Source organism: Streptomyces violascens (genome assembly GCF_014649955.1).
GTDB lineage: Bacteria > Actinomycetota > Actinomycetes > Streptomycetales > Streptomycetaceae > Streptomyces > Streptomyces violascens.
In genome coordinates, this window is sequence record NZ_BMUA01000001.1 from 966,069 (window position 1) to 979,677 (window position 13,609).

Genomic DNA, 13,609 nt, shown 5'->3' on the forward strand with positions numbered 1-13,609 from the left:
ACTGGCCACCCTTCTGCATGGTGAGGAGCTTGCGGGTGCTCTACTACATCCTCAAATACGCAGTCCTGGGGCCCCTGTTGAGACTGCTGTTCCGGCCGCGGCTGGAGGGTCTTGAGCACATTCCCGAGGAGGGCGCGGCGATCGTCGCGGGGAACCACCTCTCCTTCTCCGACCATTTCCTGATGCCGGTGATGCTGAAACGGCGCATCACCTTCCTCGCCAAGCAGGAGTACTTCACCGGGCCCGGCATCAAGGGCCGGCTGACCGCCGCGTTCTTCCGGGCCATCGGGCAGATCCCGGTGGACCGGTCCGGCAAGGAGGCGGGCCAGGCCGCGATCCGGGAGGGGCTCGGGGTGCTTGCCAAGGACGAGCTGCTCGGCATCTACCCGGAGGGCACCCGCTCGCACGACGGCAAGCTGTACAAGGGCAAGGTAGGCGTCGCGGTGATGGCCATCCGGGGCGGAGTGCCGGTGATCCCGTGCGCGATGGTGGGCACCTTCGAGATCCAGCCGCCCGGCCAGGTCGTACCGAAGATCAAACGGGTCTCGATCCGCTTCGGCGAGCCGCTGGACTTCTCGCGGTACGAGGGGATGGAGGGCGAGAAGGCCATCCTGCGGGCGGTCACCGACGAGATCATGTACAAGGTCATGGAGTTGTCGGGGCAGGAGTACGTGGACCGGTACGCGGCCGATGTGAAGGCCGAGGAGTCGCGCAGGTTCCGGGGCCTCATCAGCTGAGCGGAAGTTCCCGCGATCGCTCGGCCCTGGGCGGATCCGCGCAGGGCGAAACGCTCTGGCCGCCTCGATCGGCGCGGGCGTAGCGTCCGGGCCATGGCAAAGGGAACCGCGTTCGTCGTCGGAGCTACCGGACAGATCGGACGGGCCGCCGTGCGCGCGCTCGCCGAGGAAGGCTGGGAGGTGCGGGCCGCGTCACGCGGAGGCGGCGGGGACCCCGATTGGCCGGGGAGCGTACAGCGGGTGCGCCTCGACCGTGAGGACGATGCCGCCCTCGCCGGTGCACTCGGCGACGGCGTAGACGTACTGGTCGACATGGTCGCGTACGGACGGGATCACGCGCGGCAGCTGGCCGGCCTCGGCGACCGGATCGGGTCCGCGGTGGTGATCTCCAGCGGCGCGGTGTACGAGGACGACAAGGGCCGCAGCTTCGACACCCAGGGCGAGTCCGACGGGTCGCCGTGCTACCCGGTGCCGATCCCGGAGTCGCTTGCCACCGTGGCTCCCGGCGAGGCGACGTACGGCACCAAGAAGGTGGCCCTTGAGCAGGAGCTGCTCGGCTCGTCGATCCCCTCGACGCTGCTGCGCGCGGGTGCGGTCCACGGGCCGCACTGCCGGACGCCGCGTGAACTGCACTTCGTGAAGCGGGCGCTGGACGGGCGGCCGGTGCGGGTGCTCGCGTACAACGGCGAGAGCCGGTTCCATCCGGCGCACATCTCGAACATCGCGGAGCTGATCCGGCTGGCCGCGGACAGGCCCGGCGACCGGGTGCTCAACGCGGCGGACGACGGGGCCCCCACGGTCGCCGAGATCAGCGCGGCCGTCGACGAGATCCTCGGCGTGCGCAGCGAGCACGTCCTGGTGGACGGCCCCGCGCCGCAGGGCACGGTCGGTATCACGCCGTGGAGCACTCCGCATCCGATCGTCTACGACATGGGTGCCGCCGAGCGGGAGCTGGGCTACCGGCCGGTGACCGGGTACGTGGAGTCGCTGCCCGCCACGGTCGAGTGGCTGGCCGGGCAGCTGAAGGGCCGGGAGTGGAGCGAGGCGTTCCCGAAGATGGCCAAGAACTACGCGGCCGTGGGCCTGTTCGACTACGCGGCCGAGGACGCCTGGCTGGCCGGACGCGCGTAAGAAGAACACGTAAGGGAAAAGGGGAGACCGGAGCAACTCCGGTCTCCCCCATCCGCTCAGCCAACGCCTACGGCACGGGAGTCGCGTGCGGGGTGCAGGTGTAGTCCGCCTTGTCGGTCTTGCCGGTGAGCAGGTAGTCGTCCACGCGCGAGTTGATGCACGAGTTGACGAGACCGGTCACACCGTGCGAACCGGCGCCCTTCTCGATGATGAGGCGCGAGTTCTCGAAGGCCTTGTGCAGTTCGACGGCACCCTGGAACGGGGTGGCGGCGTCATTGGTGGACTGCACGATCAGGACCTGCGGGAGGCCCTTGCCCGTCTTGACCTCGACCGGGTTCTGCTGCTTGGTGGACCAGGTGGCACACGGCAGGTTCATCCAGGCGTTGGACCAGGTCAGGAACGGGTAGTCCTTGTTCAGCTTGGTGTTGTCGCGGTCCCACTTGCGCCAGCTGGTGGGCCACTTGGCGTCCGCGCACTCGACGGCGGTGTAGACCGCGTTGCCGTTCTCGGAGGCGATGTTGCCCGCGATGTCCGACATATCGGGAGCGGAGGCCTCGACGACCGGCTTGATGTCACCCGCCGCGTAGGCGCTGAGCGCCTTGGCGACCGGCACCCAGTACGAGTCGTAGTACGGCGCCTTCTGGAAGTACCCGAGCAGCTCGGCCGGGCCGACCTTGCCGTCGAGGGGGCTCTTCTTGGCGTCGGCACGCAGCTTCAGCCACTGGGCCTCGACCTGCGCCCGGGTGGTGCCGAGGTGGAACTTGGCGTCGTACTTGGCGACCCAGTCCTCCCACTCGTCCCAGCGGGCCTGGAAAGCGACGTCCTGCTCCAGGTTGGCCTGGTACCAGATGTTGTCCCGGTCCGGGTTGACCACGCTGTCCACGATCATGCGGCGGACGTGCGAGGGGAACAGCGTGCCGTAGACCGCACCCAGGTAGGTGCCGTAGGAGACACCCAGGTAGTTGAGCTTCTTCTCACCGAGGGCGGCACGGATGACATCCAGGTCGCGCGCGGTGTTCGGAGTGGTCATGTACGGCAGCATCCAGCCGCTGCGCTCGGCACAGCCGTCCGCGTACTCGGCGGCGAGCTTGCGCTGGGCGCGCTTGTCGGCCTCGCTGCTCGGCACCGGGTCGGCCTTCGGCGCCTTGGCGTACTCCTGCGGGTCCACGCAGGAGATCGGCGTCGAGTGGCCCACGCCGCGCGGGTCGAAGCCCACGAAGTCGTACGCCTTGGAGGTGTTGGTCCACAGCGGGTTCTTGCTGGTCACCCGGGTGGGGAAACGCATGCCGGAGCCGCCGGGGCCGCCCGGGTTGTAGATGAGGGCACCCTGGCGCTCGGCCTTGGTGCCGGTGTTGCCGATGCGGTCGACGGCGAGCTTGATCTGCTTGCCGTTGGGCCGGGCGTAGTCGAGCGGGACGCTCACGTAGCCGCACTGGATGGGCTTGGCGATCGCCCAGTCAGTGGGACAGTCCGTCCATTTGATGCCCTGCTTGGCCGCCCTGTCGGCGGCGACCTGCGCGCCACGCGCCTCGGACCAACCGTGGTCGCGGTTGTCGGCGTTGGCGACCGGAGCCGCTATCGCGCCCACCATCAGCGTGCCCGCGATCAGTGTGCCGGCCGAGCCGAGCACTGCGGTGCGTCTCAAGTGGTACCTCCCCCTGCTGAAGTGCGCTGTCAGTCTCAGCGCTCCATTTGGGCCTGTCGGGGGATCCTTTCGTCTGTGAGCCCACTGTGCACAGGCCGTACAGGTGTTTTTTTACCGAACCGATAGCCGGAGAGTGGTGTTCCGCTGAGCGGTCAGCGTGTCGCGAGGTGCGCGTGCAGTACGTCGTCGAGGGTCCGGCGCAGCAGCCGGGCGTCCGGGGCCACCGCCGTGACGAGGAAGCCGGGCCCGGCGAGCGGGGTGAGCACGGCGCTCTCGCCGAGCAACCCGGTCTCGGCGGGCCGCTCACTGAACTCCGGCCCCACAACGAGCAGTTGGCCCGCCGCCCGGTGCCCGCCGAGCACCGCTCCCCCGTCCCAGCCACCGGGCGCACCCGGCCCGTACGCCAGCTCCTGGTCGAGCAGCGGGCGGCCTGCGCGGTGCACGGTGAGCCGGGTGGCGAGGGTGCCGGGCGCCTCGCCGTGGCGGCCGAGCACCTGTTCCTCACGGAACACGAGGCGGGCTCCGGCCGCGAGGTCGATCCGGGTGCGCATCGCGAGGTCGCTGCCGTGTGCCGAGATGAGCTGCTCGGGGAGCCAGCGCAGTTCGGCGCCCTCGCCGACGGTGAGGCGCACGTCGTAGTGCGCCCGCCCGCCGTCGCGGCCGGGCAGCGCGATGGTGGCGGCGGCCGAGTCGACGTCGAGCCGCGCCCCGTCGCGCACCTCGGCCTCGACGGCGATCCGGTCGCCGCCGAGCGGGGCGCTCATCGCGCCCACGACGGTGACCCGGTGGTACGGGCCGCGCGCCCGGGTACGGCGCAGCGCGAGCGGCCCCTCCCCTTCCAGTACAGGCAGGCCTTCGGGGGTGGCGACGATGCGGGCGGTGGCGCGCACCCCCGGCGCGCCGAGGGTCAGGCCGCCCATGCCGCGAGCTGCTCCCGCACCCATCCGGCCACCTGGTCGACGCCCTCGTCGGACCTCAACGACTGGAAGACGACGGGGAGTTCGGCCCGCTGCTCCTTGGCGTCGCGCGCCATCCGCCCGAGGTCGGACCCGACATAGGGCGCGAGATCGGTCTTGTTGACGACAAGCAGGTCGGCAGTGGTGACCCCCGGCCCGCCCTTGCGCGGAATGTCGTCCCCGCCCGCCACATCGATGACGAAAATCTGGGCGTCGACCAGACCCTTGGAGAAGGTGGCGGTGAGGTTGTCGCCGCCGGACTCGACGAGGATCAGGTCGAGCGGCCCGACCGCGTCCTCCAGGTCCTCGACGGCTTCGAGGTTGGCGGAGATGTCGTCACGGATGGCGGTGTGCGGGCAGGCCCCGGTCTCGACGGCCTGGATCCGCTCCGGCGGCAGCACGGCGTTGCGCAGCAGGAAGGCGGCGTCCTCGCGGGTGTAGATGTCATTGGTGACGACGGCGATGGAGAGCTGGTCGCGCAGTGCCCGGCAGAGCGCGGCCACGGTGGCGGTCTTCCCGGACCCGACGGGCCCGCCGAGCCCGACGCGCAGAGCCCGCCGGCTCCCGTCGGGGCGGTGGGCATCGGCACTGATGGCGGCGGGGCCTTCGTGGGAGTGGTTGAGGTGCATGGGGTGCTCCAAGGGTGGTCGGGGTGGGGGATGTTCGGGGTCCGGACGGCTGGGGGCTGGATCAATCCCCGCAGCTCGTCCGGGTTTCTGAGGATTCGGGGCGGGCCAACCCCTTCAGCCCGCCATGGGGCCCCTGGCTCTTAAGACCTTCGGGGGTTGAGGACGAGCGCCCCTGAGGCGCGATCGGGGGTCCGGGGGCTGAGCCCCCGGGCAGGCAGGCGGCACGCAGCTACGACGCAAACAGCCGCACCGGCCAAGCCGCATGCGCTTCGGCCATGACATCCAGCAGCGGCGCGGACGCCGCGGGCAGCGCATCAAGCCCCTCGACAACCGCCTCCGCCGCAGCGAGGGCGGCCCGCCGAGCCACCGCGTCGAGCTCCGGCGCAAGCCGAGCAAGAACCGCCGTCGCGTCGAACGGGTCGAGGCTCAGCAGCCGTACAACGGCCGTGGCAGGCCCGCTGACCACCTCGTAGGCCACGCAGTGCGCCGCGTCCTCGGGACCCAGTCCCGCCGCCCGGGCAGCGAGGCCGAGCACGATGGGCTGGTGAGCGCCGCGCGGGCGAGCCGCGGCCAGCGCGTCGAGTTCGGCGGACGGCCAGGTCGCCCGGGCCGCCCGCATCATCTGGCGGCCCAGTTTGCGGGCGGTGGCCCGCAGGGCGGGGGACGGGGTGCGGGCGTCGGCGGCCTCGTCCAGGGCGAGCGGGTCGAGACCCGCGGCCGCCGCCGCGGCGAGCGCGGCGGAGGTCAGGCCCGCGGTGTGCAGCCGCCCCCGGCAGAACTCCGCGAGGTCGGCGGCGTCGCGGATGCGCCCCGCCTTGACGGCCGGTTCGGCGCCGCCGGAGTGGGCGTGGCCGCCTGCGGGGAAACGGCCGTCGGCGAGGACGAGCAGGGCTGCGCGGCTCATGAATTGACAACCCGTCAGAAGAGGAAGTACCGCTGAGCCATGGGCAGTTCGGCGGCGGGAGCGGGCTCCACCACGTCACCGTCGATGGTCACGGTGAAGGTGTCGGGGTCCACCCGCACGTCCGGCATCGCGTCGTTCTCGCGCATGTCCGTCTTGCCCACTCGGCGGGTGTTCTTGATGGCCACGAAGTGCTTGTCCAGGCCGAGCCGCTCGGGAAGGTCGTCCTCCAGCGCGGCCTGGGACACGAAGTTGAGGGAGTTGGCGGCGGGCGCCTTGCCGTACGCGCCGAACATGGGGCGCGGCAGAATCGGCTGCGGGGTGGGGATCGACGCGTTCGCGTCCCCCATCTGCGCGTACGCGATCTGGCCGCCCTTGATGACGAGCTGCGGCTTGACCCCGAAGAACGCGGGCTCCCACAGCACCAGGTCGGCGAGCTTGCCGCTCTCGACCGATCCGATCTCGTGGTCGAGGCCCTGGGCGACGGCCGGGTTGATCGTGTACTTGGCGACATAGCGCCGCACCCGGTGGTTGTCCGCGCGCCCGTCCCCGGCCAGCGCGCCCCGCCGGACCTTCATGACGTGCGCCGTCTGCCACGTACGGAGAATGACCTCGCCGATGCGGCCCATCGCCTGTGAGTCGGAGGAGAGGATGGAGATGGCGCCGAGGTCGTGCAGGAAGTCCTCGGCCGCGATCGTCGAGGGGCGGATACGGGACTCGGCGAACGCCAGGTCCTCGGGCACCGCCGGGTTGAGGTGGTGACAGACCATCAGCATGTCGAGGTGTTCCTCGATGGTGTTGACGGTGTGGGGCCTGGTCGGGTTGGTGGAGCTGGGCAGCACGTTGGGCTGCGAGACCACGGTGATGATGTCGGGCGCGTGCCCGCCGCCCGCGCCTTCGGTGTGGTACGCGTGGATCGAGCGGCCCGCGATGGCGGCGAGGGTGTCGCCGACGAAGCCCGCCTCGTTCAACGTGTCGGTGTGGATGGCGAGTTGGGCCCCTGTCTCGTCGCAGACGCTCAGGCAGGCGTCGATGACGGCGGGGGTGGCGCCCCAGTCTTCGTGGATCTTGAATCCGAGGGCCCCGCCGCGCAGCTGGGAGTGCATGGCCGCGCGCGACATGGTGTTGCCCTTGCCGAGCAGCCCGATGTTGACGGGCGCGTTCTCCAGGGCGGCGAACATGCGGGCCAGATGCCAGGGGCCCGGCGTGATGGTGGTGGCCTTGGTGCCCTCGGCGGGTCCCGTGCCGCCGCCGACCAGCGTGGTGATGCCGGAGGAGAGCGCCTGGTCGATGAGGGTCGGCGAGATGAAGTGGACGTGGGTGTCGACGGCTCCCGCGGTGAGGATCTTCCCGTTGCCCGCGATGATCTCGGTCTCGGGGCCGATGACGAGGTCGGGGTGGACGCCGTCCATGGTGTCCGGGTTGCCGGCCTTGCCGATGCCGGTGATCCGCCCGTCGCGGATGCCGATGTCGGCCTTGACGATGCCCCAGTGGTCGATGACGACGGCCCCGGTGACAACGGTGTCGGGCGCGCCTTCGGCTCGCGTGGTCCGCGCCTGCCCCATGGACTCGCGGATCACCTTGCCGCCGCCGAACACCGCCTCGTCGCCCGAGCGCCCGGGGCCGCCCGAGCGGTCCTCCTCGATCTCGACCAGGAGATCGGTGTCGGCGAGCCGGATGCGGTCGCCGGTGGTGGGGCCGAACAGGTCGGCGTACACGGCACGGTCGAGGTCAGTCATCGAGAAAACCTCCGGTCTCGCCACGCAGCCCCGGCACGGTGCGCCGTCCGGCCAGGGGGACGAGTTCTACGTCGACGGGAATGCCGGGCTCGAAGCGGACGGCGGTGCCCGCGGCGATGTTGAGTCGCTTGCCCCGGGCAACCGTACGGTCGAAGTCGAGGCCGGGGTTGGCCTCGGCGAAGTGGTAGTGGGAGCCGACCTGGACGGGCCGGTCGGCGGCGTTGAGGACGGTCATCCGCACGACCTCGCGGCCCTCGTTCAGCACGATGGGGTCCTCGGCGAAGAGGATCTCTCCGGGAATCACGGCAGCGCTCCCCCGTCAGGCGATCGGTTCGTGGACGGTGACGAGCTTGGTGCCGTCGGGGAAGGTCGCCTCGACCTGGACGTCGTGGATCATCTCCGGGATGCCCGGCATGACCTCGTCCCGGGAGAGCACCTTCCGCCCGGACGCCATGAGTTCGGCGACGGTGCGGCCGTCGCGGGCGCCTTCGAGAATGTGCGAGGTGATGAGCGCGACGGACTCGGGGTGGTTGAGCCTCACCCCGCGGGCTCTGCGCTTCTCGGCGACATCCGCGGCTACATGGATGAGCAGCCGTTCCTGCTCGTGCGGCGTCAGTTGCACGCTTCCCACCTCACAGTCGTGCCCTTCCGTCCACGGACAGCCATGGACGGACCCAGCTGGCGTCGAGGGCGGAGACCGACCGGACAGGTGTTCGCCGCCCGAACGCAGCGGAACCGTATCCGACTTCAACATCCTGTTGAGCGCCATCCACGCGCCCCTTGGCCAGGCATTGCACGTTAGAGCGGAAGTTTTTCCGGCGCGTTAACTGGCGCTTTAAGAACACATGATCATCAAAGGGGCGTCGCGGCAGGGTAGGTCCGTGTATAGGACACTCTCACCGCGGCGGGCGTACGCACCGTCAGTCGCCGATGTGCGGACTCCGGTGTTCCGCGGCGATCCCGAAGCGCCGGGGCTCCGCGGGGGCGGACGTCGGCAGGGGGCTCCCGAACGAGAACGTCCTCGCCACCTGCTCCTCCTGCTGCGCCTCCGGCTCCGGCTCGGCCTCCAGTTTCGCCAGGTCGGCGGCGGAGACCAGGGCGACGAGCGGCTTCCCGTGGCGCGTCACCACGACCCGCTCACCGCCGTACACAACGCGGTTGATCAGCTCCGCGAGCTCTGCGCGGGCTTGCGTCACCGGAATCTCGTAGGCCATGCACCCAGCTTAGACTCCGCCCACCCGCGCCGTTGGATCCGCGGGAAACGGCATCCGTGCAGGTCAGTGGGGTGCGACGGGCCCCGGCCCGCAAGGGGCCCCGGCCGGGAGACGCGCTCCGGCCGAGGCTCCACCGTGCGACGGGCGGCAGATCAGGCGGCCGCGGCGCCCGCTTCCCACGCCGTCCTGGCCTCGGCCGCGTATACGTCCACGTACTCCTGCTCGGACAACTTCTGCACCGCGTACATGATCTCGTCCGTCACGGCCCGCAGCACCAGCCGCTCGTGCTCCATCCCGGCGTAGCGCGAGAAGTCCAGGGGCTCCCCGAAGCGGAGCGTGATCGGCACGCGCCGGGGCAGCCGACGGCCCTTCGGCTGGGCCTCGAACGTGCCGATCATCGCGACCGGGACGACCGGGGCGCCGGACCGTAACGCCATCGCCGCGACCCCCACCTTGCCCTTGTACAGGCGCCCGTCATGGGACCGCGTCCCCTCGGGAAAGACCCCCAACACCCCTCCGCCGTCCAGGACTTGGAGTGCGGTGTCGAGCGCCGACTGTGCCGCGTCCTTGCCGGAGCGGTCGACCGGGATCTGGCCGAGGGCGCGGAAGAACGCCGCGGTCGCCCGGCCCGTCAGGCCCGGAGCGGTGAAGTACTCCTGCTTGGCCAGGAAGGTGAGCCGGCGCCTGAGCGTCACGCCGAGCAGGAACTGGTCGGTGAACGACTGGTGATTCCCCGCCAGGATCACCGCACCTGCCTCGGGTACCCGCCCGGCCCCTTCGACGCACGGACGGAACAGCCACCGCAGCAGCGGCACCAGCACCACGAGACGGAATGCGAAATAGAACACTTCAGTGAGCCCTCTCCCCAGGTGACCCCCGCGCCGACGCACGCTAGTGATCCGCGGAGATCGCCGGGAGAGGGCCTATTGAGCCAGGACCCGCACTCCCAGGCGGCCAAAACCGCCCGCTCGCTGACAGCGAAACCTCATCTGACCTGCCACTTCTCCGAGACCTCCGGGCTGCACTCCCTCTATGTTCTGTACGTCCTGTACATTTTTTACAGAGGCCTTCGGAACCTCCGATCGAGGAGAGGTATGTCATGAACCACCGCCCTGCCGCCCGCTACGTGCTGCCCGAGTTCCAGGAGCGCACCGCAACCGGTATCCGCACGCTCGATCCGTACTCCAAGCTGTTCGAGGAGCGGATCGTCTTTCTCGGCACCCCGGTCGACGACGCTTCGGCCAACGATGTGATGGCCCAGTTCATGCACCTGGAGCACGCCGATCCGGACCGGGACATCTCGCTCTACATCAACTCGCCCGGCGGCTCGCTCACCGCGATGGCCGCGGTCCACGACACCATGCAGTTCGTCACCTGCGACGTGCAGACGTTCTGCCTGGGCCAGGTGAGCTCGGTGGCCGCGGTCCTTCTCGCAGCCGGCACGCCCGGCAAGCGCCTGGTGCAGCCCGGCGCCCGGGTGCTCCTCCAGCAGCCGGCCATCGAGGAGCCGATGCAGGGACAGCCCTCCGATCTGGAGATCCAGGCGGCCGAGATCCTGCGCGGCCGCGCGCTGCTGACCGAGCTGCTCGCCCAGCACACCGGGAAGAGCGCCGAGCAGGTGGCCGCCGACATCGAGCGGGACGTGGTCTTCGACGCGGCGGGCGCGGTGGCGTACGGGCTCGCCGACCACGTACTGGAAAGCCGCAAGACGTCGCTGCGCGGGCGGTGAACCGTCGTGCTGCCACCGGAGCTCCCGCCGCTGCCCGCGCTGACGCGCGCCGAGGGCGACTTCATCGACTCCTATCTCGCGGTGGTCGATCTGCTCGGCCGGATCAATCCGGCGCACGGCCATGACACGTACGCCGCGCTCAGGGCCGCCCAGGCGCTGGTCGGCCGGGCGGCCGCGCTGAAGGAGGCTCTGACGCTGATGCACCAGCGCGGGGAGGCCCACGTACACGCCCAGACGCTGACGCGGGCGCTGCGGGTCCTGGACGGCGAGCGCCGCGCGGGACGGCTCCTGGTGCCCCCGCGGACGACGGGTTGAGTGCACCCGGCACCGCGAGCGATACCCGACGCGCTCATGGGGCCGACGAAACGCACCAGACGGGCTACCCCCGTTCGGCCCACCGGCGGCTACTTTCACTGGCGCTTATAAGCTGCTTATATGCCGTGGACGATCTGCTGAATCGATCCTTCCGTCGCTGGTACGAGGCTCGTCAGCCCCATTCGGAGGAACGCCGAACCGGCCGTGTCCACCCGAACGGGACAGCCGTGAGCACCCTCACACAAAGCCGTTTCGGGCCCGAAATCCGCGTGTCGGTGCGTGAAGATCCCAGAGACGACAAGCCCCCGCCACCGCGGCGGGGCGGTCCGGGCGGACGCCGAGTCCTGCCGCCGTTCCGGACGACTGGTCGAAGGAGTGGACCGGCAGGAGTGGAGGACCCGAGTACTTCGGGAGGGCCGTACCCCGGCCGTCCCTCGGGGTGAAGCCGCTAGCGCGGCCGGGCGTCTTCGCCAGCCCGAACCCGACAGGTCATCCTTCGCAGGCGGTTTGACGAAGGGTTGCGCATGACCGCGCATACACACGTCTCGTCCCTGGCGGTCCGCCTCGGCACCGTCTGTGCCCTCACCCTCGCCGTGACGGGCGCGACGACGCTGGTGCCGGGCGCCACGCACGAGGCCAACGCCGCCGCCGTGGCCACCAAGGCGCTCCACGTGGCCGCGTCGAAGAAGGGTTCGCCCTACCAGTTCGGCGCCACGGGCCCGCACCGGTTCGACTGCTCGGGGCTCACGCTGTACTCGTTCAAGCAGGCGGGCCACAAGCTGCCGCGCACCGCCCAGCAGCAGTACAACCACGCCCGGCACATCTCCGGCTCCGCCCGCAAGGCCGGGGACCTGGTGTTCTTCCACTCGGGAGGCCGCGTGTACCACGTGGGGATCTACGCCGGGAACGGCAAGATCTGGCACTCCCCCAAGGCCGGCACGGTGGTGCGCCTGGAGCGGATCTGGAGCCAAAGTGTCTGGTACGGGCGAGTGGGCTGACACCCCGTCGGACCGGGCGTCCCGGTGCGTGTCCCGCGTACCGGGGCGCCCTCGTACGCTCCTAGCCGCTCTGGACCGGCGCCGTCCACGGCAGGGCGATCCAGACCGTCTTGCCGCCGTCCGCGGTGGGTGCGACCGAGAGGCGGCCGCCGCACTCGGCCGCGAGCCAGCGGATGATCACCATGCCGCGGCCGTTGTCCTGCTGGACGGCGGCGGGCAATCGTTTCGGCCAGCGCGGGTGGCTGTCGGTGACCCCGATCCGCAGCTCCTCCTCGCGCTCCAGCTGGACGTCCACGGTGAAGGTGGGCGACTGGCCGAAAGTGTGTTGCACGGCGTTGGTGGCGAGCTCGGAGACGATGAGACGGACCGTGTCGGCGGCCTCGGCGTCGGAAGGCAGACCCCAATCGGCGAGGACCCCGGCGACATACCGCCGTGCCGCGGAGACCGAGGCGGGATCGCTCGGCAGGGTGACGGTTGCTTCGAGGTGGTCTGCCATGGCGACGCTGTCCCTTTCCCACCCGGGCCGGCTTGAGGACTCGTAGCGGTTGAGCGCTCGCGAAGACGACATCGGCCTCGGATTGTGCTTCGCGCCAGAGTGCCACTCATCGTGCCGGTCTCGGGTGCGATCCACCAAGATATGCATATATCTGTCGCTCAAAGCAGTGAACTCTCCGACGGTAGACCGTATTTGGGCTCACACTTACCCATCGCCGGAGACGAAGGAGGCGGCCATGGGGCACGGACCGGCGGTGCGCAGACGCAAGCTCGGCGAGGAGTTGCGCAAGCTGCGCGACCGAACGGGTCTCACGAGCGGTGAGGCGGCCGGCCTGGTCGGCTGGCACCAGTCGAAGGTCAGCCGGATCGAAACCGGCCGCAGTGGCGTGAAGCCCGCGGACGTGGCCCGGCTGCTCGAAGCATACGGGGTACGCGACCCCCAACTGCGCGCGCTTTTGGAAGCGTTGGCCGATTCGGCGGGCGGCGCCGGGGTGGACTGGGCGCATGCGTACCGGGGTCTGCTGCCGACGCAGTACCGCGATTTCATCAGCCTGGAGTCGCAGGCGCGCTCGGCCCGCACGCTGGAGACCTCGGTGGTGCCGGGCCTTTTGCAGACACCGGCGTACGCGCGGGCGGTGACGCGGGCCGCGCTCGGGGGGCTGCCGTCGGACAAGGTGGACTCGCTCGTCGAGGTGCGGATCGCCCGGCAGGAGGTGCTGCGCGGCGATCCCCCGCTGGCGCTCAGTGCGGTGCTCGACGAGGCGGTATTGCGCCGCAGAGTGGGCGGCCCGGCGGCCATGCGGGAGCAGTTACGGCATTTGCTGCAGCTTGCCGCACTGCCGCACGTGCGATTGCAGGTCATCCCTTTCCATTACGGCGGCTATGTCGGCCTCACAGGCCCTTTCATTATCTTTTCATTTCCGGCCATTTCGGATCTGGATGTGGTTGTTATCGACCATTTGACGAGTAGCCTCTACCTCGAACGGAGAGAAGACCTTGAGGCGTACAGTGCCGCGTTCCTGACCGTTCAAGCACTCGCGCTTTCCTCCGAGGACTCGTTGGATCTCATCGCCCGGATAGCCCGGGAAGGACCGGGCTAGTTCGTGGCGAGTGGGGAGGC

16 protein-coding genes are annotated in these 13,609 nt (G+C 70.1%); 6 read left to right on the forward strand and 10 right to left on the reverse strand.

The annotated features are described in order from the left end of the window. Nucleotides 1-35: 35 nt before the first annotated feature. On the forward strand, nucleotides 36-737 hold the full coding sequence (locus IE206_RS04515; protein WP_189960547.1) for a lysophospholipid acyltransferase family protein: 702 nt from the start codon (nucleotides 36-38) through the stop codon (nucleotides 735-737). Between the two features lie 93 nt (nucleotides 738-830). Next, the gene (locus tag IE206_RS04520) at nucleotides 831-1,868 is read left to right on the forward strand and encodes an NAD-dependent epimerase/dehydratase family protein (RefSeq protein WP_189960548.1); all 1,038 of its coding nucleotides are present in this window, start codon (nucleotides 831-833) and stop codon (nucleotides 1,866-1,868) included. 67 nt (nucleotides 1,869-1,935) lie between these two features. Here the strand turns inward: IE206_RS04520 and IE206_RS04525 are convergent, their stop codons facing one another. The 9 genes from IE206_RS04525 to IE206_RS04565 all read right to left on the reverse strand — a co-directional run bounded on the left by IE206_RS04525 (nucleotide 1,936) and on the right by IE206_RS04565 (nucleotide 9,800). Beyond that, on the reverse strand, nucleotides 1,936-3,459 hold the full coding sequence (locus tag IE206_RS04525; protein ID WP_189960804.1) for an alpha/beta hydrolase: 1,524 nt from the start codon (nucleotides 3,457-3,459) through the stop codon (nucleotides 1,936-1,938). A gap of 206 nt (nucleotides 3,460-3,665) precedes the next feature. Then, a complete protein-coding gene (locus tag IE206_RS04530) occupies nucleotides 3,666-4,433 on the reverse strand; it encodes an urease accessory protein UreD (RefSeq protein ID WP_189960549.1) in 768 nt (255 codons plus the stop codon). Beyond that, nucleotides 4,421-5,098: an urease accessory protein UreG gene (gene ureG, locus IE206_RS04535; RefSeq protein ID WP_189960550.1), complete on the reverse strand. Its 678-nt coding sequence runs from the start codon at nucleotides 5,096-5,098 to the stop codon at nucleotides 4,421-4,423. Before ureG ends, IE206_RS04530 begins: the two co-directional genes overlap by 13 nt. A gap of 229 nt (nucleotides 5,099-5,327) precedes the next feature. Then, nucleotides 5,328-6,002 carry an urease accessory protein UreF gene (locus tag IE206_RS04540; protein WP_189960551.1) on the reverse strand — a complete coding sequence of 225 codons (675 nt, stop codon included), beginning with the start codon at nucleotides 6,000-6,002 and terminating at the stop codon, nucleotides 5,328-5,330. Between the two features lie 14 nt (nucleotides 6,003-6,016). Continuing rightward, the gene (locus tag IE206_RS04545; RefSeq protein ID WP_189960552.1) at nucleotides 6,017-7,738 is read right to left on the reverse strand and encodes an urease subunit alpha; all 1,722 of its coding nucleotides are present in this window, start codon (nucleotides 7,736-7,738) and stop codon (nucleotides 6,017-6,019) included. After that, the gene (locus IE206_RS04550; protein WP_189960553.1) at nucleotides 7,731-8,042 is read right to left on the reverse strand and encodes an urease subunit beta; all 312 of its coding nucleotides are present in this window, start codon (nucleotides 8,040-8,042) and stop codon (nucleotides 7,731-7,733) included. Before IE206_RS04550 ends, IE206_RS04545 begins: the two co-directional genes overlap by 8 nt. Before the next feature lie 15 nt (nucleotides 8,043-8,057). Beyond that, the gene (locus IE206_RS04555) at nucleotides 8,058-8,360 is read right to left on the reverse strand and encodes an urease subunit gamma (RefSeq protein ID WP_189960554.1); all 303 of its coding nucleotides are present in this window, start codon (nucleotides 8,358-8,360) and stop codon (nucleotides 8,058-8,060) included. Between the two features lie 298 nt (nucleotides 8,361-8,658). After that, nucleotides 8,659-8,952: a type II toxin-antitoxin system Phd/YefM family antitoxin gene (locus IE206_RS04560; RefSeq protein ID WP_189960555.1), complete on the reverse strand. Its 294-nt coding sequence runs from the start codon at nucleotides 8,950-8,952 to the stop codon at nucleotides 8,659-8,661. Between the two features lie 152 nt (nucleotides 8,953-9,104). Then, nucleotides 9,105-9,800: a lysophospholipid acyltransferase family protein gene (locus IE206_RS04565; protein WP_189960556.1), complete on the reverse strand. Its 696-nt coding sequence runs from the start codon at nucleotides 9,798-9,800 to the stop codon at nucleotides 9,105-9,107. 251 nt (nucleotides 9,801-10,051) lie between these two features. Here IE206_RS04565 and IE206_RS04570 point away from each other — a divergent pair, with 251 nt between their 5' ends. The 3 genes from IE206_RS04570 to IE206_RS04580 all read left to right on the forward strand — a co-directional run bounded on the left by IE206_RS04570 (nucleotide 10,052) and on the right by IE206_RS04580 (nucleotide 11,994). Further along, the gene (locus tag IE206_RS04570) at nucleotides 10,052-10,681 is read left to right on the forward strand and encodes an ATP-dependent Clp protease proteolytic subunit (RefSeq protein WP_189960557.1); all 630 of its coding nucleotides are present in this window, start codon (nucleotides 10,052-10,054) and stop codon (nucleotides 10,679-10,681) included. 6 nt (nucleotides 10,682-10,687) lie between these two features. Beyond that, the gene (locus tag IE206_RS04575; RefSeq protein ID WP_189960558.1) at nucleotides 10,688-10,996 is read left to right on the forward strand and encodes a hypothetical protein; all 309 of its coding nucleotides are present in this window, start codon (nucleotides 10,688-10,690) and stop codon (nucleotides 10,994-10,996) included. 524 nt (nucleotides 10,997-11,520) lie between these two features. Then, nucleotides 11,521-11,994, forward strand: coding sequence for a C40 family peptidase (locus IE206_RS04580; RefSeq protein ID WP_189960559.1), 474 nt, complete (start codon nucleotides 11,521-11,523; stop codon nucleotides 11,992-11,994). 61 nt (nucleotides 11,995-12,055) lie between these two features. Here IE206_RS04580 and IE206_RS04585 read toward each other — a convergent pair whose 3' ends face one another. Next, on the reverse strand, nucleotides 12,056-12,490 hold the full coding sequence (locus IE206_RS04585) for an ATP-binding protein (RefSeq protein WP_189960560.1): 435 nt from the start codon (nucleotides 12,488-12,490) through the stop codon (nucleotides 12,056-12,058). Nucleotides 12,491-12,725: 235 nt separating this feature from the next. Here IE206_RS04585 and IE206_RS04590 point away from each other — a divergent pair, with 235 nt between their 5' ends. Beyond that, nucleotides 12,726-13,589: a helix-turn-helix domain-containing protein gene (locus IE206_RS04590; RefSeq protein WP_189960561.1), complete on the forward strand. Its 864-nt coding sequence runs from the start codon at nucleotides 12,726-12,728 to the stop codon at nucleotides 13,587-13,589. Nucleotides 13,590-13,609 lie beyond the last annotated feature (20 nt).

What these genes read in the sequence shown, in the direction of transcription:
- IE206_RS04520 (WP_189960548.1), top strand. Translation starts at nt 831, where the DNA reads ATGGCAAAGGGAACCGCGTTCGTCGTCGGAGCTACCGGACAGATCGGA.
- IE206_RS04560 (WP_189960555.1), bottom strand. Translation starts at nt 8,952, where the DNA reads ATGGCCTACGAGATTCCGGTGACGCAAGCCCGCGCAGAGCTCGCGGAG.
- IE206_RS04540 (WP_189960551.1), bottom strand. Translation starts at nt 6,002, where the DNA reads ATGAGCCGCGCAGCCCTGCTCGTCCTCGCCGACGGCCGTTTCCCCGCA.
- IE206_RS04545 (WP_189960552.1), bottom strand. Translation starts at nt 7,738, where the DNA reads ATGACTGACCTCGACCGTGCCGTGTACGCCGACCTGTTCGGCCCCACC.
- IE206_RS04590 (WP_189960561.1), top strand. Translation starts at nt 12,726, where the DNA reads ATGGGGCACGGACCGGCGGTGCGCAGACGCAAGCTCGGCGAGGAGTTG.
- IE206_RS04580 (WP_189960559.1), top strand. Translation starts at nt 11,521, where the DNA reads ATGACCGCGCATACACACGTCTCGTCCCTGGCGGTCCGCCTCGGCACC.
- IE206_RS04530 (WP_189960549.1), bottom strand. Translation starts at nt 4,433, where the DNA reads ATGGGCGGCCTGACCCTCGGCGCGCCGGGGGTGCGCGCCACCGCCCGC.
- IE206_RS04585 (WP_189960560.1), bottom strand. Translation starts at nt 12,490, where the DNA reads ATGGCAGACCACCTCGAAGCAACCGTCACCCTGCCGAGCGATCCCGCC.
- ureG (WP_189960550.1), bottom strand. Translation starts at nt 5,098, where the DNA reads ATGCACCTCAACCACTCCCACGAAGGCCCCGCCGCCATCAGTGCCGAT.
- IE206_RS04570 (WP_189960557.1), top strand. Translation starts at nt 10,052, where the DNA reads ATGAACCACCGCCCTGCCGCCCGCTACGTGCTGCCCGAGTTCCAGGAG.
- IE206_RS04525 (WP_189960804.1), bottom strand. Translation starts at nt 3,459, where the DNA reads ATGGTGGGCGCGATAGCGGCTCCGGTCGCCAACGCCGACAACCGCGAC.